The organism is Actinocorallia libanotica, assembly GCF_039525175.1.
In the GTDB taxonomy this organism is placed as follows: Bacteria; Actinomycetota; Actinomycetes; order Streptosporangiales; family Streptosporangiaceae; genus Actinocorallia; species Actinocorallia libanotica.
This window is the reverse complement of the sequence record NZ_BAAAHH010000065.1, coordinates 1-25,359: the sequence shown is the minus strand read 5'-3', so window position 1 is coordinate 25,359 and position 25,359 is coordinate 1. Positions and strand designations below refer to the sequence as shown.

Below are 25,359 nucleotides of genomic sequence, written 5' to 3'. Positions count from 1 at the left end.
ACCGCAGACCCCCCCACAACCTCGGCATCCCGGTGTCCGCCGCCGTCGCCGCCCACGTCCGCGCCTTCCTCGACCGGGACGCCGACGCGGTCCTGCGGGCCGCCGCGGACGCCGCCGTGCGGCAGCCGCCGGAGAGCGGCAGGTACCTGCACGCCAGCTCCCGCGAGACCGAGCTGGTGAGCGCCGGCACCGCGCGCTCGTCCTTTTTGGTCGTGGAGGACCGGGTGACCGACCGCTGGCAGGCGGCCCGCCCCGCGCGGGACGGGAGCCTGGTGTGGACGAAGCGGCTGGGCGTCCGGCCCCTGAGCGACCAGGACGAGCAGGCGTGGAAGGCGGCGGGCTCGCCCGCCAGGGTCGCCGGGCTGTCCTCGACCGGCAAGCCGCGGGTCGCGCTGCGGCAGGCCGGCGCGTGGAAGAAGAGCACGGTCGGGATCGGCAAGGCGGGGAAGCAGGCGAAGATCGGCACCCTGGGCTCCCAGAAGGTGACGATGGGCGTGCTGAAGGCTCTCCCGGCCGACGCCGGCCAGCTCCGGGAGACGCTGCTGACGCGCTACCAGGGCGATGAGGCGGGGGCCGACCTGTGGCTGTTCGGCGCGGCCCGCGATCTCCTGGACGGAACGCTCCCGGTCCGTCCGGAGGTGCGGGCGGCGGCGTACCGGATACTCGCGGAGGTGGACGGCGTCGCGCTGCTCGGCCCGGCCCGGGACGGGCAGGGCCGCTCCGGCACGGCGGTCGCGTTCGACGAGCCCGGGAACGAGCGCGGGCTCGTCCGCCACACCCTGATCCTCGACGAGGGGACGGGGCGGCTGCTGGAGGCGCGGGAGATGATGCTGCACCCCGCTCCCGCCTACGCCAAGATTCCCGAGGGCACCGTCTACGACTCGGTGGTCTACGACCACGAGTGGACGGACGCGCGGCCGGCGGCGCCGCGGGCCTGAGCGGCGGTCAGCCGCCGAAGGCCGGGTCCAGTTCGGCGAGCGCGGCCATGGTGGTCTCGGTGAGGCCACGGCTCTGGTCCTCCTCCAGCCAGACGGCGGAGGCGATCCGGATGGCGGCGAGGAAGGCGCCGGCCAGGACGCGGGCGCGCAGGACTTCCTCGCCGTCGCGTGCGGCGAGGTCCTGGGCCAGCTCCCGTTCGAGCGCGCCCGTCCCGGCCAGCTGGCGGGCGAGCAGCGAGGGGTGGCGGCGGGCCAGCCGGACGCGCAGCACCCATTCGCGGTCGGGCTCGCCGTACTCCTCCATCAGCTCCTCGGCCGCGTGGCGCAGCGCCTGCCATCCCGACTCGGAGGCGGGCCTGGCGCGGAACTTCTCCAGCAGCCGCCGGTGGCGCTCCTCCTCGCCGTACATGACGGCGTCGGCCTTGTCGGTGAAGTAGTTGAAGAACGTGCGGCGGGAGATGTTCGCCACATCGGCGATGGCCTCGACGGTGACGTTGTCGAAGCCGTGTTCGGCGATGAGATGCAGGGCTGCCTTGTAAACGGCCTGGCGAGTCTCGGCTTTCTTACGCTCGCGCAACCCTGGCGTGGAGGTCATGGGCTGCATCCTATGCGGCGAGGGAATTAATGCCCAGTGTGCAAAGTTTCTCTGAGTGCAGTTAGGCTTGTCCTGTCTTACGTGCAATCGGGAGGAACGTCAGTGCCGGACACCGCATCCCCGGGGATGAGTCACAAAGAGATCATGAAAGCCCTGAGCGGGCTCCTGATCGTCATGGCCGTGACGATGATGAGCAGCACGATCGTCTCGGTGGCGCTGCCGCAGATCATCGGCGCGCTCAAGGGCACCCAGTCGCAGTACACCTGGGTCGTCACCGCGATGCTGCTGACCTCCACCATCTCCACCCCGCTGTGGGGCAGGCTCGCCGACCTCTTCGACAAGAAGCTCCTGCTGCAGGTGGGCATCGTCATCTTCCTGCTCGCCTCGCTGGGCGCAGGGTTCTCCCAGAACACCGAGCAGCTCATCGCCTGGCGCGCGGTGCAGGGCCTGGGCCTGGGCGCCGCCCAGGTGCTCATCCAGGTGGTCATCGCGGCGATGATCTCGCCCAAGGACCGCGGGAAGTACAACGGCTACCTGGGCGCGGTCATGGGCCTGGCCACGGTCGCCGGCCCGCTGCTGGGCGGCCTCATCACCGAGGTGATGGACTGGCGCTGGTGCTTCTTCCTGCCCATCCCGTTCGCGCTGCTCGCCTTCTTCATGCTCCACCGCACCCTGCACCTGGAGCACGTCCGCCGCGACGACGTCAAGATCGACTACCTGGGCGCCACCCTCATCGCGGCCGGCGTGAGCGTGCTGCTGATCTGGATCACCTTCGTCGGCGACACCTTCGCGTGGCTGTCCTGGCAGACGGGCGCCATGGTCGGCGCCAGCGTGCTGGTGCTCGCCCTGTCGGTGTGGGTGGAGAACCGCGCCGCGCAGCCGGTCGTCCCGGTGCGCATCGTGAAGCAGCGCACCCCGGCGCTGGCCATCATCGGCAGCGCCGCGGTCGGCATGGCGATGTTCGGCGGCGCGGTGTTCCTGGGCCAGTACTTCCAGATCGGCCGCGGCTACTCGCCCACCGCCGCGGGCCTGCTCACCATCCCGATGATGCTCGGCATGATGGTCTCCTCGACGATCTCCGGCCGGATCATCTCCCGCACCGGCAAGGTCAAGCCGCACATCGTCTTCGCGCTGGTCTCCCTCACCCTGGGCTTCGCCCTCATGTCGACCATCGACCACGAGACGTCCCTGGTGTTCATCGGCGGGGCCATGGTGCTGATCGGCGTCGGCGTCGGCATGTCCATGCAGAACCTCGTCCTCATCGTCCAGAACGGCGTCTCCATGAAGGACATGGGCGCGGCCAGCGGCGCCCTGGCGTTCTTCCGCTCGCTGGGCGGCACCATCGGCGTCTCGGTGCTCGGCGCGGTCCTGGCCTCCGAGGTCGCCGACTCCATCAAGAAGGGCTTCGCCAAGCTCGGCGTCCAGGTGACCGGCGACCAGGGCGGCACCCTCGACCTGGAGTCGATCCCCGCGCCGCTGCGCGAGATCGTGCGCGCCGCCTACGGCGACGGCACCGGCCACATCTTCCTGGTCTCCACCGGCATCGCCGTCGTGGGCCTCGTCGCGGTGCTCTTCCTCAAGCCCAACGACCTGCGCGACACCATCGACCTGCCCTCGGCCCCCGCTTCCGAGCGGTCGGAAGGGGAGAAGGAGCTCGCCGCCTCCTGAGCCGGAACGGTCCCGAACGGTCCCGGAACCAGATCGTGACATGTGGTTCCGGGACAGAGGATCTGAAACGTCGCACTGTGGGTATATCTCGTTCCACCGGGATATGGGCAGGTGAGACATGATGACCCCGAACCGGCAACGCAAGCTCCTGGCGGACATGGCCGAGCGGCTCCGCGAGGAGGACCCCCAGCTCGTCGGACGCTTCGCCATCTTCGCTCGGCTCGCCGAGGAGGACGGCCCCGTTCCCCCCGAGCCCGCCTGACCGTCCCGACCTCCGCCCCGACTCTCCCCGCGGCCGGATATGGCCGTTTCTCCGAAGTGGATCTTCTTGCGGTTCCGCCGTGACAGGTATGGAATCGCAGGATTAGTTGATCTTCGGATGGGATGGGGATGACCGGGACGGCCGAGGGGGTGGGCGCGCCGGCGCGGCTGGGCAGGACGCTGAGCGCGCCGAAGATCGTGTTCATGGTGGTCGCCGCGGCGGCGCCGCTGGTGGCGATGGCGGGAACGGTCCCGCTGTCGATGGGTTCGGGCAACGGCGCGGGCGTGCCGGGCGCCTACGTCGTGGCGATGCTGACCCTGCTGTGCTTCTCCGTGGGCTACGCCGCGATGGCCCGCTCCATCACCGACGGCGGCGGCTTCTACGGCTACATCGCGCGCGGGCTCGGCCGTCCGGTCGCCGCGTCCGGCGCGGTGCTCGCGCTGACCGGGTACAACGGGCTGGTCGCGGCGCTGGCGGGCGGCATCGGCTACTTCCTCACCGAGCTGGGCGGCGCGCCCGGCCCGTGGTGGGCCTGGACGCTGGGCGCCATCGCCATCATGAGCGCGCTCGGCTACCGCAACATCGACCTGTCGGCGAAGGTCCTCGGCGTGCTCATGGTGTGCGAGATCGGGGTGCTGGTCGTCTTCGACGCCGCGGTGCTGGTGAACAGGGGCCTGGACGCCTTCCAGTTCACCTCCTTCGCGCCCGGCACCGTCTTCTCGGGCGCGCCCGGCGTGGCGTTCATGTTCGCCTTCGGCTCGTTCGTCGGCTACGAGGCGGCCGCGCTGTTCTCCGAGGAGACCAAGGACCCGGCGAGGACGGTGCCGCGCGCCACCTACGCGGCGGTCCTGGTGATCGGCCTCTTCTACGCCCTCACCAGCTGGCTGATGGTCGGGGCGATGGGCGCCGGCCGGACGGGGGAGACCGCCCGCGCCCAGGAGGGCGACCTGTTCTTCCACCTGACCGAGCAGCAGCTCGGCGAGACCGCCAGCGCGCTGTTCGGGCTGCTCATCATCACCAGCATCTTCGCCTCCCTGGTCGCCGGGCACCAGGCCGCCAGCCGGTACGTGTTCGCGCTCGCCCGCGACGGCCTCGCCCCGGCGAAGCTGAGCGCCGTCCACCCCGCGCACGGTTCGCCGTACATGTCCAGCCTCGCGCAGGCGGGCTTCACCGTGGTGGTCGTCGTCCTGTTCGCGGTCGCCGGGCTCGACCCGTACAAGACGCTCGTCACCGTGATGAGCGGCCTGTCCACCCTGGGCATCGTGCTGCTGCAGGCGCTCACCTCGGTCGCCTGCGTCGTCTACTTCCGGCGGACGGGCTCCGGCGGCCTGCTGAGCACCCTGATCATCCCGCTGGTGGGCTGCGCGGGGCTGCTGACCGCGGCGACGCTCATCCTGGTGAACTTCGAGACCCTGGCGCACACCGAGTCCCGGCTGATCAACGCCCTGCCGTACGCCGTCCTGGTGTGCGCGGCGGCGGCGGCGCTCTACGCGTTGCGCCTGCGGAAGTCGGACGAGTCCCGTTATGTTCGGATCGGTGCGATGACGAGGGGGACCGATGAGCTACCCGTTGGCTGAACTGCCCGCCCGCGTGGGTACGGAGCTGTTCTGCTCCGACTGGATACCGCTGGAGCTGGGGGACGAGCAGGCGTTCGCCACCGCGACGTTCCTGCGCGAGGACTACCTCGGCCGCCCCCCGTCCAACGGGGACCCCTACGGCGAGAACCTCCTGTCGGGCTTCCTGCTGCTCTCCCTGCTGGTGGCCGTGCACAAGCGCCACCTGGACGTCGACGCGGACACCGCCTACGCGCTGAACTACGGGCTGGAGAAGGTGAGGTTCCTCCGCCCGGTCATGGCGGGGGAGAAGGTGCGGGTGCGCGCCGAGCTCCTGGACGTCAAGGAACGCGAGCCCGGCCGGTACCGGGTGCTCACCCGCAACGTCATGGAGGTCGAGGGAGCCGACACCCCGGCCATGGTCGCCGACTGGCTCACCCTTTTCGTGGACTCAGAGGAGCCCGCCGGTGAGTGAACTGCCAGGGGACGGCATCGTCCCGAGTTTCGAGCGGGTCTCCGACTACCTCTCCTACTGGAGCCGGAAGCACCCCGACGCGCTCTTCGACGAGTCCGAAGGCCGTCGCCGCACCTACGAGCAGGCCGAGGCCGATGTGAACGCCTGCGCCTCCGCCCTGCACGCCGCAGGCGTGACCCGTGGAGACAAGGTCGCGGTCCTGAGCACGCCGCGGGCGGAGTTCCTCACCTTGTTCCTTGCGCTGTCCCGGATCGGGGCCGCGTACGTCGGCCTCAACCCGGCGCACACCCGGGACGAGCTGCTGCACATCGTGTCCGACAGCGAGCCGGTGCTGCTCTTCGGCCGGCGGGAGCACCGGGGCCGCGACTACGAGCCCGACCTGGAGGCGCTGCGAAAGCAGGTGCCGAGCATCCGGGAGTCCCACCTGTTTCCGGCCGAGGACTTCCTGGCGGGCGCCGACGGCACCGTCCCGGACGCCGGAGACCCCGGCGGGGACGCGCTCGTCGTCTACACCTCCGGCACCACCGGGCGGCCCAAGGGCGTGTCCATCAGCCACCGCGCCTTCGCCGAGGGCTGCCGCCTGCAGGCCGAGCGGCTCTACCACCCCGGCTGCGTCGCCCTGGCCAACCTGCCGGTCAGCCACGTCGGCGGGGTCATGGACGTGGTGTCGGTGCCGCTGGCGATGGGCGGCGCGATCCGCTTCATGGACGACTTCGACCCGGGCGCCATCCCCGGCGTCATCGAGGAAGCGAAGATCACCCTGTGGGGCCAGATCCCGCTGATGTTCCAGTACGTCCTGATGACGCCGCAGTACGCCGCCGCCGACCTGTCGTCGCTGAGGCAGGTCGGCTGGGGCGGCGCGCCGATGCCGCGCGAGACGCTGGCCGCGCTGCGCGCCACCGGCGCCCGCCTCACCTCCCTCTACGGCCTCACCGAGAGCTGCGTGGCCGTCGCCTACAACGACGAGACCGCCGACGACGAGAGTCTGACGACCACGCTCGGCCGTCCGGATCCGAGGCTGGAGCTGCGCCTGGCGGGGGAGGACGGCACGCCGGTGCCGCCCGGGATGCCCGGTGAGATCCAGGTGCGCAACGCCTGCCTGATGACCGGCTACATCGGCCTGCCGGAGGAGACCGCCGCGGCGTTCACCCCCGACGGCTTCCTGCGCACCGGCGACCTGGCCGTGGCCCGCCCCGACGGCGCGCTCACCCTCGTCGGACGGCTGAAGGAGATGTACAAGTCCGGCGGGTACAACGTCTACCCGCGGGAGATCGAGCTGGTGCTGGAGCAGCACCCCTCGGTGTCCGCCGCGGCCGTCGTGAGCATGCCGGACGAGGTGTACACCGAAGTGGGCGTCGCCTTCGTCGTCGGCACGGCCGCCGCCGAGGAACTGGACGCCCACTGCCGCGAGCACCTGGCGTCCTACAAGGTGCCCAAACGCATCGAACTCCTCCCGGGACTGCCGCTCCTGTCCGCCGGCAAGGTGGACAAGGCCGAGCTGCGCGCAACGGCGTTGAAATGCTCCGCAGCGTCCTCTACATAACCTGCGCCGTCGCGATGACGGCCTGGTTCCTCTACAAGCTGCGGTACCTGCGCACCCGCTGGGAGAGCCCCCGGTTGTGGGCGCTGTGCGCCGCGATCCTCTCCACCGCGATGACGCTGTGGCTGGCGGCGCCCTCGAACGTGCTGTGGGTCGACGAGACCACCGGGATCCCCAACCTGGCGACCCTGCTGGTCGCCGCCAGCCAGACGGTGTCGGGCGGGGTCTACCTGACCCTGGCCCTGCTGTGGCGCCACTCCTTCTGGGAGGCGTGGCCGCTGGTGCGGTGGATCATGCTGGCCTGCCCGCTGTGCGTCCTGGCGCTCACGGCGCTGTTCGTCGCCTCCTCCACCCCCGTGGAGCGCACCGAGGACTTCAACACCTACTACGCCGACCAGCCGACGGTGGCGGTGTTCTCCCTGCTGTGGCTGTCGTGGGTGCTGGCCGGGCACGCGGTGCTGGCCTACTGGTGCTTCCGCTGGACCAAGGAGCCCGACTACGCGGCCTTCCCCTGGCTGCGGCGCGGCCTGTGGGTGTACGGCGCGTACGGGGTGGACGTCGCGATGTTCCCGCTGATCGGCATCATCGCGATCCTCACGCGCCGCACGGGCGTGGCCGACCTGGACGGGGTCTACCGGGCCACCGCCCCGGTGGTCGCGCTGGGCGGCGTGCTGCTGCTGACGGCGGCGCTGACCCTGCCGACCTTCGGCCCGAAGCTGGAGCCCGCCGCCGCCTGGGCCGCCCGGTGGCGGCTGTACCGGAGGCTGCGAACGCTGCACCGGGAGCTGACGCACGTCGCGCCGGAGCTCGTCTACGTCGCCCCCGGCCGGAGGCACGACCCCTACCACCGGACCCGGCGCATGGTGCTGGAGCTGAGCGACTGGCGCTGGAGCCTGGCGCCGCTGTTCGACCCGGAGGTGGCGCGGCTGGCCGAGCAGCAGGGGCGCGGCGCGGGCCACGCGGGGGAGCGGCTGGCGGTGGTGGTCGAGGCGGCGCAGCTGAGGCACGCGCTGGAGAGATGGTCGCGAGGGGAGCGCGGCGGCGCGGGGGAGCGGGCCGGGGAGGTGCGGGACGGCGCGCTGGGCACCGAGCTCGCCTGGTGGGTTCAGGTCGCCGACGCGTTCGTCCGCTGCCCGGTGGTGGCCGCCGTCGTCGTCACGGCCCGCGCCTGATCGCCGCGCACCCGCCAGCCGATGCCGGCGCGGCAGGTCAGTGCGGGCACGGCCGGGTCGGGGCGCGCGTCGAGCACCTCGGGCGCGTGGGCGAGGCCGTCGAACAGCTCGGCGATCTGGGCGTCGGTGCGGACGGTGATGCCGGTGCCGGTGCGGGCGTACACCTCCTCGACCGCGGCGACCGCGTCGCGGTCGGCCCGCTCGCGGGACAGGTGGGTCAGCACCACCGCGCCGCCCGCCGCCATGACGTTGCGGAACGCGCGCACCGTCTGCGCGGGATCGGGCAGGTAGGGCAGCACGTCGCCGAGCAGGACCGCCGCGGGGCGGGCGAAGTCGACGGCCCCGGTCGAGCTCAGCCGGGCGATGAGGAGCTCGGGGGAGGCCAGGTCGCCCTGCACGGTCCGCACCCCCGGCGCGCAGGAGAGCAGCGCCCGGTTGTGCATGTTGACGACCGGGTCGTTGTCGACGTAGACGACGCGGAGCGGGCCGGCAGCGTGCGCGGCGGCCACCTCGTGGGTGCAGGGGTCGGCGGGGAGGCCGGCGCCGAGGTCGAGGAACTGGTCGATGCCGTGCGCGGCGAGCTCGGCCACCGCGCGCATGAGGAAGGCGCGTCCGGATCTGGCCAGGGCCCGCAGCTCGGGGGCCGTCCGCAGCAGCTCGGCGACCGCCAGGCGGTCGCACGTGAAGTTGTCCTTGCCGTCCAGCAGGTGGTCGCTCATCCGCGCGGCGCTGGGGACGTGGAGGTCGAGCGTCGGCGGGCCGCCGAAGGAAGGGCTGGCCAGGGCGCTCTCCGTCACCGACACACCTCGATCTCATACTGGAGAAAGGCCGTGGTGAGCCTTTCCTGTCCGCAGTAGAACTGCAGCCTATTCTTCGATGACCTTGGTCGACAAGGCAAGCCGAACCGAGGAATTTTCACGTTCGTGGCGGGCGGAGGCTCAGCGCAGGTGCGCCAGTTCCTCCGCGATGCGCCGCAGCCGCGGCGAGGCGTGCGGGAGCACGCCGGGGGCGGGCTCGCGGTGCTCGGTCAGCCGGGCCAGCAGCAGGTCGGCGAGTTCCTCGGCCTCCTGCTCCTGCACCCCCGTGTGGCTGCTGCGGGCCGCGACGATGCGCGCCATCCGGCTCGGCAGGTGCGGCAGGAACTGCCGCCGCATGCCCTCCAGGGAGGCCGGCTCGTGGCCGAGCAGGACGTGGGAGAGCTCGTGCAGCAGGATGCCCATGCGGTGGTACCACGACCGCGAGCTGGCGCAGTAGACGACGTAGGAGCCGTCCGCCAGCCGCACGGTCGCGCCGCTGAAGGGCGCGCCGCCCAGCGAGGCGAACTTCACCGACACCTGCGCCTGCACCAGCTCGCCGAGCAGCGCTCCGATGCGGCGGCACGTGTCCTGGTAGGACGCCGAGGGCGTGAGCCGTTCGGCGGCCCACGCGCACAGCGCCTTCTGGTCGGTCATCGGCTCATGCCTCCGTTCCCGAACACCCATGTGGTCTCACCCGTCTCCACCGCCTCGGTGATGGCGTGGACCGCGCGCCTGCGCAGCTCCGGCGTCCAGTCCGAGGCGTGCCGCGCCATCCGGGCGGCGAACTCCACCACCCCCGCGTCGCGGAGCTCGATGAACCGGGCCAGCTCGGCGTCGACCACCTCGGCCAGCCGGTCGTCGAGGAAGTAGGCGGCCTGCGGCCCGTGCTCGTCGCCCAGGCCGAAGAAGTGCGCCAGCGCCAGGATGTGCCGCAGCCGCGGGTTGGGCAGCGTGCCGGGCGCCGGGCTGAGCAGCTCCCTGATGTAGCTGGAGGAGATCGACCCGTGCAGGCCGCCGGAGGTGATGGCGGCGGCCGCCTCCTCCGGGGTGTAGGGGCCGCGGTGCGGCGGATGGATCGCGGTGAAGAGGTGGCGCAGCTTGCGGCTGAAGGAGCGGCGGGGGAGCTCCATGCCGAGGCGCTCGCGCCGGCCGCCGACGAACACCGCGGGGCAGACGCCCAGGGCCGCCGCCAGGTCCTCGATCGTCTGGAGGGTGGGGTTGTCGCGGTGCCCCTTGCGCAGGTGGGAGATGTACCCGTCGGTGATCTCGCCGCCGCTCCGGGCGACGAGCCGGGTCAGCTCGGTGTTGGTGAACGGCTCGCGTCCGTCGGGCCGCGCGCACAGGCGGTCGAGGATCGTCGCGAAAGTCTCAGTCATGCCCTGTCCCTCCAAGGGGCCTCACTGTAGTGGAGCGATGGGGCCGCCGATCATCGAACGGGGCGGCAGGCAGGTTCCGGACAGGAGAAAACTCGTTCCATCAAGCGATTGACCAAATATCGGTGCTTGTCCTACTTTCCTGGGGTGACCAGTACGAGCGCCGACCCCCCGCTGGAGCGGATCCTGGACGCGGCGACCCGGCTCTTCGCCGAGCGGGGCTTCGCCGGCGCCCCGACCCGGCTCATCGCCGAGGCCGCGGGCCTCAACATCGCCACCGTCAACTACCACGTGGGCGGCAAGCGCGACCTGTACCTCGCGGTCATGGAACGCGCCGCCGAACGCGAGCGCCGGGCGCTGGCGGAGGCCATGGAGACCTTCACCGCCGACGCCGCGGGCGTGCACCGGCTGGCCGACCGCTACCTCGACTTCTGCGCGGCCCATCCGGAGATCGCCGCGCTGTGGCTGCGGCGCTGGCTGTCGGAGGAGGAGGACATCGTCTCCCTGGAGGCCGAGCGGGTGCGCCCCCTGGTCGGCCGGATCGTGGAGCTGGCGCAGCGGGCCGCCGGACCCGAGGCGGACGCCGAGTACGCGGTGTGGTCGGTGATCTGGAACGTGCACGGCTTCCTGCGCGGCGGCGTCCTGGACGAGCGCGGGCGGCGCCTGCGCGGCGGCGACGAGGCGGCGCTCCAGCGCTTCCGCCGCTCCCTGCACCGCCTCGTGGACGGGCTGCTGGACCTGTGAAGGGGAAGGTCGCCCGGGGACGGCTCCTGGGATACGCGCTCGGCTCGGTCGGCACCGGCGTCTTCTCCACCACGCCGGGCCTGCTGCTGCTCTACTACCTCACCGACGTGATGGGCGTCCCCGCCGCGGTCGCGGGCGTCGCGCTCGTCCTGCCCAAGGCGTGGGACGTCCTGCTCAACCCCTACGTCGGCGCGCTCAGCGACCGGGAGGCGGTGCGCACCGGGCGGCGCACCCGGCTGCTGGTCCTGGGCGCGGTCACCCTGCCCGTCCTGTTCGCGCTGATGTTCGCCGCGCCCGCGCACGGCACCGTCGCCGCGGTCTGGGTGATGGCCGTCTTCCTGCTGGCGGCCAGCGCCTTCGCCGCCTTCCAGGTGCCCTACGTGGCGCTGCCCGCCGAGATCTCCGACCTGCCCGAGGAGCGCTCGCGGGCCATGGCCTGGCGGATCATCGCGCTGACCATCGGCATCCTGCTGGCCGGAGGAGCGGCCCCCGAGCTGGTCGGGCTGGCCGGAGACGGGCGAGGCGGCTACGCGGTGATGGGCGTGGTGATCGGCCTGGTCATGGGCGCGGCGATGCTGGCCGCCGCCCTGTCCACCCGGTGGATCACCTCGCGGCCCGGCCCCCGTCCGCTGGGCTTCGCCGCCGCGCTGCGCGTGGCGCGCGGCAACCGGCCGTTCTTCGCGCTGCTCGGCGCGTTCACCGTGCAGGCGCTGGCCATCGCGGTGATGCTCGCGGGCGCCGCCTACGTCGCCGAGTACCGGCTGGGTGATGACGGCCTCACCTCGGTGCTGTTCGTCTGCCTCGTCGCGCCCAGCGCCCTGGCCGTCCCGGTGTGGAACCGGCTGTCCCGGCGGTACGGCGCGGTGCCGTGCTACCTGCTGGCCGTCGTGCTCTTCGCGGCCGGCTCGCTCGCGCTCCTCCCCGCGCTCACCGCCGGGGCCGCGGCCACCGCCTTCGCCCTGACCGGCCTGCTCGGCGTCTGCTACGCGGCACTGCAGCTGCTGCCGCTGTCCCTGCTGCCCGAGACCGTCCACGCCGACACGGGCCGGACCGGCCACGCCCAGGCGGGAGCGCTCACCGGAGCCTGGACGGCCGCCGAGACGGGCGCGATGGCGCTGGGCTCCGGCGTGTACTCGGCGGTCCTGGCCGCCACCGGCTTCCGCTCCGCCGCGGCCGGAACGCAAGTCGTCCAGCAGGAGAGCGCCCTGACCGGGCTCACCGCCGGATTCACCCTCGTCCCCGCCCTCCTGATGCTGGCCAGCGTGCCGCTGGTGCTCGCCTACCGGGCCCGCGCGCTGGCCCACCGAACCGAAGGAACACCCGATGCTGCCTGAGAACGGACGCTCCGCCGCGGACCTGCTGGCCGAACTGGCCGCGCTGAAGGAGGCGGATCTGCCCGTCCACGGCGGCAAGGTGACGGCCTACGTCTACGACACCGGCCGCGCCGAGATCCGCGACGCCGCCGCCCGCGCCTACATGGAGATGCTGGAGGTCAACTGCCTCGACCCCACGGCCTTCCCCAGCATCGTCGAACTGGAGAAGCAGGTCGTCGGCGCGGTCGCCTCGAAGCTGGGCGGAGGGCCCGCCACACCGGGCATCTTCACCAACGGCGGCACCGAGTCGATCATGCTGGCGGTGAAGTCCGCGCGCGACGCCCGCCCCGTCGCCCGGCCCCGCCTCGTCGTCCCCGCGACGGCGCATCCCGCCTTCCACAAGGCCGCGCACTACCTGGGCCTGGACCTGGTGACCGTTCCGGTGGACACCACGACCTTCCGGGTGGACCCGGCCGCGATGGAAGCGGCCGTCGACGAGGACGCCGCGAACACCGTCCTGGTCGTGGTGTCCGCTCCGTCCTACCCCCAGGGCGTGATCGACCCCGTCCCCGAGGTCGCCGCCCTCGCCGCGGCCCGCGGCATCCCCTGCCACGTCGACGCCTGCGTCGGCGGCTGGCTGCTGCCGTGGCTGCGCGACGCGGGCGAGGACGTCCCCCCGTTCGACCTGTCCGTACCGGGCGTCACGTCGATCTCCTGCGACCTGCACAAGTACGGCTACGCCCCCAAGGGCGCCTCCGTCGTCCTGTACGCCGACGAGGCGCTGCGCCGCCACGCCTACTTCGCGTCCGCCGCCTGGCCCGGCTACACCGTCATCAACTCCACGGTCCAGAGCAGCAAGGGCGCCGGCCCGCTCGGCGGCGCCTGGGCGACGATGCAGGCGCTCGGCGAATCCGGCTACCGCAGGCTCGCCGCCGACTCCGCCGCCGCCGCCCGCAAGATCATCGCGGGCGTGGCGGACATCCCGGGCCTGCGCGTGCTCGGCGACCCCGCCGCCTCCCTCGTCGCCATCGCCTCCGACGATCCGTCCCTGGACGTCTTCGTCCTGTCGGACAAGGCACGCGACCACGGCTGGCTCATCCAGCCCCAGCTCTCCTTCCCCGGCATCCCCGCCAACGTCCACCTGACCCTCACCGGCGTGAGCCTGGGCGGTGTGGACGCCCTCCTCTCCGTCCTGGCCAAGGCCGCCGCCGAAGCCCGCGAGTCCGGTCCGCCCGCCCTCCCCGACGGCCTCGTCGACGCCCTCCTCGACCTCGACCTCGACACCGTCGACGACGCGGGCTTCGCCGCCCTGCTGTCCTCCGTCGGCGCCGACCCGGCGGGCGGCCCCGGCGGCATGGCCGTCGTCAACTCCGTCCTCGACGCCCTTCCCCCGCAGACCCGCGAAAGCCTCCTCATCCGCTTCCTGTCCTCCCTCTACCGCGCCTTCGACTGACCCCACCCCCACCGAAAACCACGATGATCTTCGCCCGAGGCATGCGTGGCTAACGGCATGCGCCGTCGACGGCATGCGTCCACGGTGGCCGTTGTTCCCCGGGATACGCGGCCGTGGTGGCCGTCGCCTGCGGCATGCGCCGCTAACGGCACGCGTCCACGGTGGTTGTCGTCCCTCGACACACGCGACCATGGTGACCTTCGCCTCCGGCATACGCTGCCGACGGCATGCGTCCACGGTGGTCGTCGTTCCCTGGGAGGTGCGGCCACGGTGGCCGTCGCCTGCGGCACGTACCGCCGACGGCATGCGACCACCGCGTTTCCACGGTTAGTCGTCGCTCTGGTGGTGCGTGCCGTGCCGGGCAGGCCGCTGTACGGGGGTCCAGTCTGCGCGGAGGGGCCCGCTCTCGATTCAGGAGGCCGTGAGCCAGGCGGGAGCGGGGGCCGGGCGGCGGTCCAGCGGGTGCGGGTTCTCCGCGGTCGGGGCGATACGTGCTGGTGAGGGGCTGAGAACGCGCTTTCCGGGGAAGGGCCTGAGGAGGGTCTGCCGGGGGAGGGCGCAGGGATGGGCCGGGCTGTCGAGGACGGGGAGAAGCGGGCCGGGGGGCTGGCGGCGGCGGGACGGGCGGTCGACGACCGCCTGGGCACGGCCGGCTTCCTGAAGCGCAACATCGGGAAGGCGTTTCCCGACCACTGGACGTTCCTGCTGGGGGAGATGGCCCTGTATTCGTTCGTCGTCCTGGTGGCGACGGGCGTCTTTCTGGCGCTGTTCTTCAAACCCAGCATGGGGGAGGTCGTCTACGACGGGTCCTACGCGCCGCTGCTGGGCATCGAGATGAGCCAGGCCTTCGCCTCGACCGTGCACCTGTCGCTGGACGTGCGGGGCGGGCTGCTGTTCCGGCAGATCCACCACTGGGCGGCCCTCCTGTTCATCGCGTCGATCTGCGTCCACCTCCTGCGGGTCTTCTTCACCGGCGCGTTCCGCAGGCCGCGCGAGGTGAACTGGCTGATCGGCGTCACCATGTTCGTGCTGGCGATCGCCGAGGGCTTCGCCGGGTACTCGCTGCCGGACGACCTCCTGTCGGGCACGGGGCTGCGGATCATGCAGGGGATCGTGTTGTCGATCCCGGTGGCGGGCACCTACCTGAGCTTCTTCGTCTTCGGCGGCGAGTTCCCCGGCGAGGACTTCATCCCCCGGCTCTTCACCGTCCACATCCTGCTGATCCCCGGGCTGCTGCTGGCGCTCGTCACCTTCCACCTGGCGATCGTCTGGCACCAGAAGCACACGCAGTGGCCGGGGCCGGGCGGCAGCGAGCGGAAGGTCTCGGGGGACCCGACCTACCCGGTGTTCCTCTCCAAGACGGTGGCGCTGCTGTTCTTCACGGTCGCCGTCCTCGCGGGGCTGGGGACCTTCGCCCAGATCAACCCGGTCTGGTTCTACGGGCCGTACGTGCCGAGCCAGGTCTCGTCGTACTCCCAGCCCGACTGGTACGTCGGCTTCCTGGAAGGCGCCCTGCGGATCATGCCCGCCTGGAGCACGACGGCGGCGGGGCACACGATCGCGTGGAACGTCCTCGTCCCGGCCGTGCTCCTGCCCGGGGCGTTCTTCACCCTCCTCGCGCTGTACCCGTTCTTCGAACGGTGGGCGGTCGCCGACTGGCGGGTGCACAACCTGCTGGACCGCCCCCGCAACGCCGCGACCCGCACCGCCATCGGAGCGGCGGTGGTCGCCTGGTACGGCAACCTGTGGGCCGCGGGCGGCGACGACGTCATCTCCACCTACTTCCACATCTCGATCGAATGGCTCGTCTGGTTCTTCCGCGCGGGTTTCTTCCTCTTCCCCCTCCTGGCGTTCACGCTGACGCGCCGCCTGTGCCTCAGCCTGCAGCGACGCGACCTGCGCACCTTCGAGGAGGGCTACGAAACGCGCCTCGTCCTGGGCACCGCCGCAGGAGAATACGTCCCGGTGCACGCCCCCCCGAGCCCGGACCAGATGGCCGCCCTGGAACCCCGCCACCCGAAGGAACTGGAGACGCACCGCCCCCGCCTGCTCCCCCTGCCCACCCCGCGCAAGATCAGAGCCCGCATGAAGGCCAGGGCGAACCGCTTCTACGTCGACTACCAGAACGAGGTCGTCGGCGGCGGCCAGGGCCGAGGCTCCGGCGGCGGCATCCCCGACTGACCGCCACCCCGGACCGGCCGACATTCCGCACCGGCTGGCATTCCGGACCGGCCGACATCCCGGACTGACCGGTATTCCGGAGCGAGCGGCGCCTTGGACCGATCGGCATCTCGGACTGGCCGGCATTCTGGACTGAGCGGCACCTTGGACCGGCCAGCATCCTGGAGTGAGCGGCGCTTCGGACCGGTCGGCATCCTGGACTGACCGGTATTCCGGAGCGAGCGGCGCCTTGGACCGATCGGCATCTCGGACTGGCGGCACCTTGGACTGGCCGGCATTCCGGAGCGAGAGGTATCTCAGCGGTATTCCAGAAGTGAGCGACGGCGTCCCCCGGCGAATCCGGCGGATGCGGACAGGGCCGCGGTTTCGGTGGGGGCGTTCCTGGGCGGATTCCGTGGAGCGGGGAAGGTCTCCGGCCGATGAGGCCGGTGACGGGGCGGCGGGTTCAGCCGGGTGGGCGGTCGTCGAGTTCCCGCTTCTGTTCTTCTTCGCGCTGCTCGAGCTCCCGCATGGTGAAGTGCAGGTCGAAGGCGGGACGGATGGTGCGGATCGGGGGGATCACCCGGAAGTTGTGGCGGGGCGGCGGGCAGGAGGTCGCCCATTCCAGGGAGCCGCCCATGCCCCACGGGTCGTCGGCCTCCACCTTGAAGCCGCGCCGGTGGGTGCGCCAGACGTTCCACAGGAAGGCGAAGGTCGAGGCGCCCAGGACGAACGACCCGATCGAGGAGACGGCGTTCATGGCGGTGAACTCCGAGGCGTAGTCGGCGTAGCGCCGCGGCATTCCCTGCACGCCGAGCAGGTGGTGGATCAGGAACGTCGTCTGGAAGCCGACGAACAGCGACCAGAAATGCACCTTCCCCCAGCGTTCGTCGAGCTTCTTGCCGGTCATCTTCGGCCACCAGAAGTAGAAGCCGCCGAACATCGCGAAGACGACAGTCCCGAACAGCACGTAATGCAGGTGGCCGACGACGAAATAGGTGTCGGTGGCGTGGAAGTCCAGGGGCGGCGAGGCGACGATGACACCGGTGAGCCCGCCGAACAGGAAGGTGACGAGGAACCCGACGGCGAAGAGCATCGGCGCCTCGAAGGTGAGGTGGCCCCGCCACATCGTGCCGATCCAGTTGAAGAACTTCAGGCCCGTCGGGACGGCGATGAGGAACGACAGGAGCGAGAAGAACGGCAGCAGGACCGCCCCGGTGGCGAACATGTGGTGCGCCCACACGGTCATCGACAGGCCGGCGATCGCGATGGTCGCGCCCACCATGCCCTTGTAGCCGAACAGCGGTTTGCGGCTGAACACCGGGAGGATCTCGGTGACGATGCCGAAGAAGGGCAGCGCCACGATGTACACCTCCGGATGGCCGAAGAACCAGAACAGGTGCTGCCACAGGAGCGCGCCGCCGTTGGCCGCGTCGTAGACGTGCGCCCCGAACCTGCGGTCGGCGTACAGGACGAGCAGGGCCGCGGTCAGGACCGGGAAGGACAGCAGCACCATCAGGCTGGTGAGCAGGACGTTCCACGTGAAGATCGGCACCCGGAACATCACCATGCCCGGCGCGCGCAGCCACACGATGGTGGTGATGAGGTTGACCGAGGCCAGGATCGTCCCGACCCCCGACAGGACCAGCCCCATGATCCACAGCTCGCCGCCCACCCCGGGGGAGTGCTCCCCGTCCGACAGCGGCGTGTACCCCGTCCACCCGAAGGCCGCCGCCCCGCCGGGCGTGAGGAACCCGCCCAGCACCAGCAGCGCCCCGAACAGGAACAGGTAGTAGCTGAGCGTGTTCAGCCGCGGGAACGCCACGTCCGGCGCCCCGATCTGCAGCGGCACCAGGAAGTTGGCGAACCCCACGAACGTCGGCGTCGCGAACAGCAGCAGCATCACCGTCCCGTGCACGGTGAAGAGCTGGTTGTACCGGTCCGCCGAGACCACCTGCATCCCCGGCTCGAGCAGCTCCGCCCGCATCACCATCGCCATCAGCCCCGCGATCAGGAACATCGCGAACGACGTACCGAGATACAGGTGCCCGACCACCTTGTGATCGGTGGTCGCCAGCACGTCCCCCAGCCGGCGCCCCTTGCGATGCCCCTCCAGCGCCCGCCGCAGACTCGGCGCCCAAGACCCCGTCGTGGTCACCTTCCCCCTCCCCACCCGCCCTAGACCCCATGCCCTACCCGCCTCCGCCACGAGCCGAAGTGAAACGATCCCCAAGTTTCCCGACCGAAAGCCCACCCTCCCGAACCACCCGAACCGCCACGACGCGGACGAGGTGAGCCGACGCGACACAGCTCGGGCGGCCCAATCCGACGTGGGCGTGTAGCGCGATGTGGGCGTGCAGCGCAGCTTGGGTGGTCCAACACGACGTGGGCGTGCAGCGCAGCCTTGGGCGGTCCAACGCGACGTGGGCGTGCAGTGCAGTCCGGGCGGTCCGGCGCAACGTGGGCGTGTAGCGCAGTTTGGGTGGTCCAACACGACGTGGGCGTGCAGCGCAGCCTTGGGCGGTCCAATGCGACGTGGGCGTGCAGTGCAGTCCGGGCGGTCCGGCGCAACGTGGGCGTGTAGCGCAGTTTGGGTGGTCCGGCGCAACGTGGGCGTGCAGCGCAGCCTTGGGCGGTCCAGCGCGACATGGGCGTGTAGCGCAGCTCGGGCGGTACGGCACGGCATGGGCGGTGCAGCAGGGCCCGGGCGGTGTGGGGCAGCGCAAGTGACGCGGTGCGGTGCGGGCGGGGCTGCGTGGGGTTGTGTCCGCGTGTGATGGCGGGGGAGCGGGGCGGGGGTCGGCAGTGGTGTCCGATCGGGCTCTTCAGGTGGGTTCGGGGGAGGGGCGGGCGGGGGCGGAGGTGAGGCGGGCGAGACGGGCGGGGTCGGGCCAGCGGACGTCGTGGGCCCAGCCGAGGCGCTCCAGGGCGCGGATGAGGGCGGCGCTCGGGTCGTGGTGGCCTTTGAGGACGCCGTGGCGGGCGCAGGTGGGGTCGGCGTGGTGCCAGTTGTGCCAGCCCTCGCCGAAGGTGATGAGGGCGACCCAGCGGAGGTTGGTGGACCGGTCGCGGGTGGTGAAGGGGCGGTCGCCGAAGCAGTGGGCGAGGGAGTTGACCGACCAGGTCACGTGGTGGACCACCGCGTAGCGGACGAGGCCCGCCCAGAAGAGCGCCGACCAGAAGCCCGCCCACGACTGGGACAGCGCGCCGCCCAGCACCGCGGGCAGCAGGAACGAGGCGGCCGCGATGAGCGGGTAGGCGGCGTCCAGCCGCCGGATGTCGGGGTCGGCCAGCAGGTCGGGCGCCCAGCGCGCGCGGTCGGAACGCCGGCGCTCGGTGTAGAACCAGCCGACCTGGGCGTGCAGCAGGCCGCGGAGCAGGCCGAGGCCGCTCTCGCCGTACGCCCAGGGCGAGTGCGGATCGCCGGGCCGGTCGGAGTACTTGTGGTGGCGCCGGTGCTCGGCGACCCACAACGACGCCGGGCCCTGGAGCGCGAGGCCGCCCGCGACGGCCAGCGCGACGCGGACCGGCCGGACGCACCGGAACGACCGGTGGGTGAGCAGGCGGTGGTAGCCGACGCTGATGCCGAAGATGTTGACCGTGTAGAGGACCAGGGCGAGCACCAGGTCGCGCAGGCCGAGGCCGCGTCCCCACGCGACGCACACCGCGGCGCCGAGCGCCGCGAAGGGCAGCACGACGAGCGCCAGCAGATACGCGTGCCGGCGGCCCGGCGAGACGGGGAGCGTCCCCGCCGCGTCCGGCTCGGGCGTGTCGGACATCGAGAGCCTCCAGAGGGCGCGGGTCACCCCATTCGACCCGGGAGGCGTGACGGCCGGTAGTGGCGCGAGGTACACGAAAGTCTCACCTGGAGAAGTCAATTGCCTACTCCTCGTGTCATCCGGCTTGCGACCTGCGCGATCATCTGCTTACTCTCTGGCTCCGGTCGATCACAGTCCCCCGCGTGGAGGCCAGCATGCACACCGACGGTTACCTCGCCCGTTACGACGCGCTCCGCCAGACGGACCCCGCGGCGGCGCTCATGCTCCTGGCCGGCTGGCTGCGCACCGACTGGCGCGACCTGTTCGTCGAGCTCCGCGCCCGCAGGCCCGTCCTGACCACCCCGGCGTTCACCCTCGTCACCCGCCACGCGGACGTCACCGAGGTGCTGTCCCGCCCCGACTCCTTCACCGTCGGCGCCTACACGGCGCCCATGGAGACGGCCCTGGGCGGCCCCGTCATGCTCACCCGCGACGCCACCCCGATGAACTGGCGGGAGAAGGGCCTCCTGCAGGTCATGCTCGCCCCCGAGGACGTGCCCGCGCTGCGCGCCCTCACCGGGGAGCTCGCCGAGGCGGCGCTCGACGCCGCGGACGGCGTGATCGACGTCGTCGGCTCCCTCTTCCGCGCCGTCCCGCTGGCCGTGTGCGCCCGGTACTTCGGCTTCCCCGGCCCGGACGCGGAGACGCTCTCGCGCTGGTCCCGCGCCGTCATGACCGACGTCACCGCCAACCTCGCCGGCGATGCCGGGCTCCGCGCCGCGTCCGCCGAGGCGGGCGCGGAGATGATGGCCTACCTGCGCGACCTCGTGGCCGACCGCCGCGCCGGCCCGGAGGGCGCGGACGTCCTCGGCCGGCTCGTGCGCACCCGGCTGCCCGCCGAGCTGGGCTTCGACGACGAGCGGATCGCCGTCAACACCGCCGGGCTCCTCCTGGGCTTCGTGGAGAACGCGGCCGGGTCGATGACGAACGTGCTCGCCCACTTCCTGGCCCGCCCGGAGCTGCTGGCGCGGGCGGCCGAGGCGGCCCGCGACCCCGAGCGCTTCGAGCCCCACGTCTGGGAGGCGCTGCGCTTCGACCCCTTCCTCAAGATGATCGTCCGCGTCTGCGTCCGCGACCACGTCCTGGCCTCCGGCGCGACCATCCCCGCCGGCGGGCTCGTGCTGGCCGCCGTCGCCTCGGCGATGTTCGACGAGGCGGCCGTCGAGGAGCCGGAGACCTTCCGGCTCGACCGCCCCGAGCCCGTCCTGCTGCACTTCGGGCACGGCCCGCACGCCTGCGTCGGCGTCCACCCCGGCCGCACCGTCGTCACCGAGGTGCTGCGCCGGCTGCTGCTGCGGCCGGGCCTGCGGTCGGCCGGCGAGACCGTCCGCGACCGCGGCGTCTTCCCCGACAGCCACCTCCTGCATCTGGACGCCCCCGCGTGGAAGGAGACACGGGTATGAGCCGCTCCAAGGCGCGGAGCATCGCCACCGACGGCGCCGTCAACAGGCTGCGCTTCCTCGCCCTCACCCACGGCAGGCCGCTCTGGCGGCTCGCCGAGACGGCCCTGCCCGTGCGCCGCCGCCTCAACGCGACGCTGATCGACCAGGCGGTCCGCGAGATGCCGCCCCGGCCCGAGCCGCTGAGCACCCTGGCGCCCTACACGTCCTGGACGTCGCTCACCGACCGCACCTACAGCGGCAGGCACCTGCCGCCGCACGGGGACTGCGAGACCGGCCGCCCGTCGGTCGACAAGGCCGCCGACCTCTTCCTGCGGGCGGGGCCGATGGATCCGTGCCCCCGCTCGACCGTACTGTTCGCCTACTTCGCCCAGTGGTTCACCGACGGCTTCCTGCGCGGGGAGTCCCGCGAGCCGCGCGACCCCCGGCGCAGCACCTCCAACCACGAGATCGACCTCAACCCGCTGTACGGCCTCGACGCGGCGGCGACCGCGGCGGTCCGCGCCCACGAGGGCGGCCTGCTCAAGAGCCAGCTGATCAACGGCGGTGAGTTCCCGCCCTACCTGTGCGAGAACGGCGAGGTCAAACCGGAGTTCCGGGCCCTGACGGCCGTGCGCATGGAGATGCTGCCGCCCGAACGCCGCGACACCCTCTTCGCCCTCGGCGGCGACCGCGGCAACGTGCAGGTCGGCTTCACCATGATGACCGTGCTGTTCCTGCGCGAGCACAACCGCGTCGCACGGCTCCTGGCCCGGCAGAACCCCGACTGGGACGACGAGCGCCTCTTCCAGACCGCCCGCAACATCGTCATCGTGCAGGTCATCCGGATCGTGGTCGAGGAGTACATCAACCACATCACCCCTTACCACTTCCGGTTCCTGCTCGACCCGCGGCTCGGCACGATGCTGCGCGGAGCCTCCTGGCACCGGCAGAACTGGGCGTCGGTGGAGTTCAACCTCGTCTACCGCTGGCACAGCCTCATCCCCGGCACCCTGGTGGTCGGCGAGAAGGAGCTCCCCACACCGCACACGCTGTTCGGCGGGGAGCTCATCCCCGGCCCCGGCCTGGGCCGCCTCTTCGAGGACGCCTCCGAGCAGCGCGCCGGCCGCGTCGGCCTCTTCAACACCGACCCGTCGCTGCGCGAGGTGGAGCGCTCCTCCATCTCCGACGGCCGGACCCTCGCCCTGGCCCCCTACAACGACTACCGCGAGCACTGCCGCTTCCCCCGCGTCCGCCGCTTCGACCAGGTCTCCGGCGACCCGCGCGTCCACGAGGCCCTCGCCGACCTGTATCGGGACGTGGACGACCTGGAGCTCTACGTCGGCATGTTCGCCGAGGAGCCGGGCTCCCCGAAGGCCATCCTCCCCCCTCTCCTCACCAAGATCATCGCCATCGACGCCTTCTCCCAGGCCCTCACCAACCCCCTCCTGGCCCCCCGCCTCCTCAACGCCGCCACCTTCACCCCCCTCGGCCTGGAGACCATCGCCCGCACCCGCACCCTCTCCGACGTCCTCCACCGCAACACCCCCGAAGACCCGGCCCCCCGCTTCATCTCCATGACCTGGCGAGGCGCCCTCCCATGACCCCCACCCCCGACGACCCCTCTCCGCACCCCGCCCAGCGACCACCAGAGCCCCCCACGGCAAGCCACGACAGCCCTCCCACCTCCACCCGAAGCCCAACAGGACGCCCCGCAGCGAGCAACGAACACCCGCTCACCCCTGCCCAAGACGCGATGGCCGTCGCCCCCACGAGCAGCGAAGACACCGTCACCCCCGCCCAGGAACCGGCGGGGTGTTGCGCGGTGAGCGGTGACGGTGCTGCTGTTCTCATGCAGGGATCGGCGGGGTGCTGTACGGGGAGTGGCGATGGTGCCGCTGTTCCCGTGCAGGAACCAGCGGGGTGTTGCGCGGTGAGCGGTGACGGTGCTGCTGTTCCCGTGCAGGGACCGGCGGAGTGCTCCGCGGTGAGCGGTGACGGTGCTGCTGTTCCCGTACAGGGACCGGCGGGGCGTTGCACGGGGAGCGGTGACGGTGCCGCTGTTCCTGTGCGGGATGCGGTGGGTGGTGGTGCGGAGGGGGGTGACGTCGGGCGGTTGATGGGGGTGGCTCGGGAGCTGGCCGAGGTGGCGCATGCGTTGCGGGAGGCCTCTGTTCATGCGACGGCGGCGTTGCACGAGCCCGCGCTGGCGGCTTCGTTGCGGCGGGCGCCCGGGACGGGGTTGCGGGCGCAGCGGGCATTGCTGCGGGCGGTCACCGACCGGCGGGGGCTGGGGTGGGCGGTCAGCGGGGGACGAGCCGGGACGATCGGGGCGAAGATCGGTGGCTTCGTCCGTGCGGGGAACCTCCCGATCCGGATCATGACCACGTCGTTGCGGCTGCGGATCGCGGCGGTCGTCCTGCAGCACCCCGAGCTGGCCGAGGATCCGCTGCTGCGCCGGTTGCTGGAGGCCGTCTCCGCCGACGGCGACCTCGCCGCGGGCCGCGCGCTGCACGCCCTCATCAAGGACCGCGGAGCCGCCCGCACCCTCTCCGGCATCGCCCCGATCTTCGGTGAGCTCCTCGCGCTGCGCGCCCTGCTCGACAAGAACCCGCTCAACGACAACACGGCATGGCTCATCGCCACGGGCCTGGGCGCCGCCACCGCCGACCCGCTGACCGGCATGAGCAACCGCGCCGTCGCCCGCCTCGACCGCGGCGCGGGCGCGGCCGTGCCCGTCGAGCCCGCGCCGCACGAGGCCGAACGCCTCAGCGCCCGCGGCTCGTTCATGGACTACCTCTCCGACCTGCTCGTCATCCGCCCCACCGGCCGCGCCCTCGTCCAGACCGTCCGCGGCCCCGACGGGGTGGAACGCCACGTCGTGCTCGCCCCCGGCATGCGCATGGGCCGCCCCGACACCGACTCCCCGGCCGACCTCCTGGGCGCCTTCAGCAGCACGGTCCTGGACAGCGGCCCCTACAGCCGCTCCCTGGCCAGGGCCATCGCCGACTACGGCATCCCCGAGGGCGCCGAGGTCGCCTTCATCGGCCACAGCGCCGGCGGCTCGGCCGTCATGAGCCTCGCCCAGGACCCGGAGTTCAACGCCCGCCACGTCCTGACCGACGCCATCGCCATCGGCTCGCCCATCGACTTCAAGCAGCCCGCCTCACCGGCCACGCGGGTCTCCAGCATCACCAACCACCACGACATCATCCCCACCCTCGACGGCCAGGGCGCCGGCAACTGCTTCACGCTGCACCCCGACTGGTACATCGTCGACTACACCGACCGCACCCACCTCTTCCCCGCCTGCCACGGCCTGGCGCAGTACGCCGCCAACCTGAGGAACGACCTCCCCGAGGCCCGCGCCCACCTGGAGGCCCAGCTCGCCGCCTACACCGGCCCCATCGTGCGCCGCCGCCTCTACCGCCTGTACGACCACGCCCCCACCCCGGCGGGCTTCCCCTTCCTCACCGTGCCCACCCACCCGAGGACCACCTCCGAGGGCCCCGTCACCGTCCCCGTCCGCACCTTCGACGCCACGGTGCTCGCCGCCTGGTTCACCGTCCCCGCCGAAGCGGCCGAGACCCTGCTCGCCTCCACCCCCTTCACCCCCGTGACGACGGCCTCCCGCGCCGTCGCCGTCCTGCACCTCACCACCCACCGCGAGAGCACCCTGGGCCCCCACCACGAGGCCACCCTCAGCCTGCTCGTCCACTCCCCGCTCCGCCCCCGCGCCACCGACCTGTGGCGCGACCTGCTCCGCGCCCCCTCCCTCCGCCACGCCGGCCTCCACCCCCTGGCCACGGCCCTCACCACCCCCGCGGCCCGCGCCGCCGCCGCCGACCTCTGGTCCCACCCCGCCCACCTCGCCGAAGCGGCCTTCACCCTCACCCCCACAACAGCGGCCTTCACCCTCACCACCCCCACCCCGACCACGACCATTCCTCCCACGACCACCCCCCTCCTCACCCTCACCGGCACCCTGGGCCCCCGCCTCCGCCCACCCCCCCTCCGCCACCCCCCGACCACCCGAATCCTCTACACCCACACCGACCACACCCTCTCCCGCTCCCTCCTCCAATCCAACGCCAGCAACCGTTACCCGGAAAGGCTCAG

20 protein-coding genes are annotated in these 25,359 nt (G+C 72.0%); 14 read left to right on the top strand and 6 right to left on the bottom strand.

All coding sequences use genetic code 11. The features are described from left to right. A partial coding sequence (locus ABD140_RS38040; protein ID WP_344247574.1) for a CU044_5270 family protein occupies positions 1–938 on the top strand: 938 nt, incomplete at its 5' end. A 7-nt stretch (positions 939–945) separates the two neighbouring features. Here the strand turns inward: ABD140_RS38040 and ABD140_RS38035 are convergent. Beyond that, positions 946–1,533 carry a TetR/AcrR family transcriptional regulator gene (locus tag ABD140_RS38035; protein ID WP_344247572.1) on the bottom strand — a complete coding sequence of 196 codons (588 nt, stop codon included), beginning with the start codon at positions 1,531–1,533 and terminating at the stop codon, positions 946–948. Between the two features lie 144 nt (positions 1,534–1,677). On the opposite strand from ABD140_RS38035, the gene ABD140_RS38030 reads away from it, so the two are divergent. The 6 genes from ABD140_RS38030 to ABD140_RS38005 all read left to right on the top strand — a co-directional run bounded on the left by ABD140_RS38030 (position 1,678) and on the right by ABD140_RS38005 (position 8,203). Beyond that, on the top strand, positions 1,678–3,201 hold the full coding sequence (locus tag ABD140_RS38030) for an MDR family MFS transporter (RefSeq protein WP_344247570.1): 1,524 nt from the start codon (positions 1,678–1,680) through the stop codon (positions 3,199–3,201). A 118-nt stretch (positions 3,202–3,319) separates the two neighbouring features. Further along, positions 3,320–3,463 carry a hypothetical protein gene (locus tag ABD140_RS38025; RefSeq protein WP_344247568.1) on the top strand — a complete coding sequence of 48 codons (144 nt, stop codon included), beginning with the start codon at positions 3,320–3,322 and terminating at the stop codon, positions 3,461–3,463. A gap of 128 nt (positions 3,464–3,591) precedes the next feature. After that, complete coding sequence (locus ABD140_RS38020) at positions 3,592–5,040, top strand: APC family permease (RefSeq protein WP_344247566.1); 1,449 nt, start codon at positions 3,592–3,594, stop codon at positions 5,038–5,040. Continuing rightward, complete coding sequence (locus ABD140_RS38015) at positions 5,021–5,491, top strand: hotdog family protein (protein ID WP_344247564.1); 471 nt, start codon at positions 5,021–5,023, stop codon at positions 5,489–5,491. Before ABD140_RS38020 ends, ABD140_RS38015 begins: the two co-directional genes overlap by 20 nt. Next, entirely contained in the window at positions 5,484–7,034 is a 1,551-nt protein-coding gene (locus ABD140_RS38010; RefSeq protein ID WP_344247562.1) for a class I adenylate-forming enzyme family protein, read from the top strand. Before ABD140_RS38015 ends, ABD140_RS38010 begins: the two co-directional genes overlap by 8 nt. A gap of 14 nt (positions 7,035–7,048) precedes the next feature. Beyond that, the gene (locus ABD140_RS38005) at positions 7,049–8,203 is read left to right on the top strand and encodes an MAB_1171c family putative transporter (protein WP_344247560.1); all 1,155 of its coding nucleotides are present in this window, start codon (positions 7,049–7,051) and stop codon (positions 8,201–8,203) included. Here ABD140_RS38005 and ABD140_RS38000 read toward each other — a convergent pair. From ABD140_RS38000 to ABD140_RS37990, 3 genes are all read right to left on the bottom strand, one after another. Beyond that, on the bottom strand, positions 8,137–9,000 hold the full coding sequence (locus ABD140_RS38000; RefSeq protein WP_344247558.1) for an SAM-dependent methyltransferase: 864 nt from the start codon (positions 8,998–9,000) through the stop codon (positions 8,137–8,139). The genes ABD140_RS38005 and ABD140_RS38000 overlap by 67 nt on opposite strands. A 141-nt stretch (positions 9,001–9,141) precedes the next feature. Next, positions 9,142–9,654 (bottom strand): hypothetical protein, encoded by a 513-nt coding sequence (locus tag ABD140_RS37995; protein ID WP_344247557.1) that lies wholly within the window; start codon positions 9,652–9,654, stop codon positions 9,142–9,144. Beyond that, positions 9,651–10,376 carry a hypothetical protein gene (locus ABD140_RS37990; RefSeq protein ID WP_344247556.1) on the bottom strand — a complete coding sequence of 242 codons (726 nt, stop codon included), beginning with the start codon at positions 10,374–10,376 and terminating at the stop codon, positions 9,651–9,653. The genes ABD140_RS37995 and ABD140_RS37990 overlap by 4 nt, the downstream gene beginning before the upstream one ends. 144 nt (positions 10,377–10,520) lie before the next feature. Here ABD140_RS37990 and ABD140_RS37985 point away from each other — a divergent pair, with 144 nt between their 5' ends. The 4 genes from ABD140_RS37985 to qcrB all read left to right on the top strand — a co-directional run bounded on the left by ABD140_RS37985 (position 10,521) and on the right by qcrB (position 16,064). Then, positions 10,521–11,117, top strand: a complete 597-nt coding sequence (locus ABD140_RS37985) for a TetR/AcrR family transcriptional regulator (protein ID WP_344247555.1) — start codon at positions 10,521–10,523, stop codon at positions 11,115–11,117. Next, positions 11,114–12,451 carry an MFS transporter gene (locus ABD140_RS37980; RefSeq protein WP_344247553.1) on the top strand — a complete coding sequence of 446 codons (1,338 nt, stop codon included), beginning with the start codon at positions 11,114–11,116 and terminating at the stop codon, positions 12,449–12,451. The genes ABD140_RS37985 and ABD140_RS37980 overlap by 4 nt, the downstream gene beginning before the upstream one ends. After that, the gene (locus ABD140_RS37975) at positions 12,441–13,883 is read left to right on the top strand and encodes a pyridoxal phosphate-dependent decarboxylase family protein (RefSeq protein ID WP_344247551.1); all 1,443 of its coding nucleotides are present in this window, start codon (positions 12,441–12,443) and stop codon (positions 13,881–13,883) included. The genes ABD140_RS37980 and ABD140_RS37975 overlap by 11 nt, the downstream gene beginning before the upstream one ends. A gap of 564 nt (positions 13,884–14,447) precedes the next feature. Next, positions 14,448–16,064, top strand: a complete 1,617-nt coding sequence (gene qcrB / locus ABD140_RS37970; protein WP_344247549.1) for a cytochrome bc1 complex cytochrome b subunit — start codon at positions 14,448–14,450, stop codon at positions 16,062–16,064. A 445-nt stretch (positions 16,065–16,509) separates the two neighbouring features. Here the strand turns inward: qcrB and ctaD are convergent, their stop codons facing one another. Continuing rightward, the gene (gene ctaD, locus ABD140_RS37965; protein WP_425544203.1) at positions 16,510–18,201 is read right to left on the bottom strand and encodes an aa3-type cytochrome oxidase subunit I; all 1,692 of its coding nucleotides are present in this window, start codon (positions 18,199–18,201) and stop codon (positions 16,510–16,512) included. Positions 18,202–18,868: 667 nt separating this feature from the next. Further along, positions 18,869–19,822 (bottom strand): acyl-CoA desaturase, encoded by a 954-nt coding sequence (locus tag ABD140_RS37960; RefSeq protein WP_344247547.1) that lies wholly within the window; start codon positions 19,820–19,822, stop codon positions 18,869–18,871. Between the two features lie 194 nt (positions 19,823–20,016). On the opposite strand from ABD140_RS37960, the gene ABD140_RS37955 reads away from it, so the two are divergent. The 3 genes from ABD140_RS37955 to ABD140_RS37945 form a co-directional block, all read left to right on the top strand. Beyond that, entirely contained in the window at positions 20,017–21,264 is a 1,248-nt protein-coding gene (locus ABD140_RS37955) for a cytochrome P450 (protein WP_344247544.1), read from the top strand. Beyond that, positions 21,261–22,844 (top strand): peroxidase family protein, encoded by a 1,584-nt coding sequence (locus ABD140_RS37950; protein WP_344247542.1) that lies wholly within the window; start codon positions 21,261–21,263, stop codon positions 22,842–22,844. Before ABD140_RS37955 ends, ABD140_RS37950 begins: the two co-directional genes overlap by 4 nt. A gap of 515 nt (positions 22,845–23,359) precedes the next feature. Beyond that, positions 23,360–25,359, top strand: a 2,000-nt coding sequence (locus ABD140_RS37945) for a hypothetical protein (RefSeq protein WP_344247540.1), incomplete at its 3' end; no start/stop codon positions are given.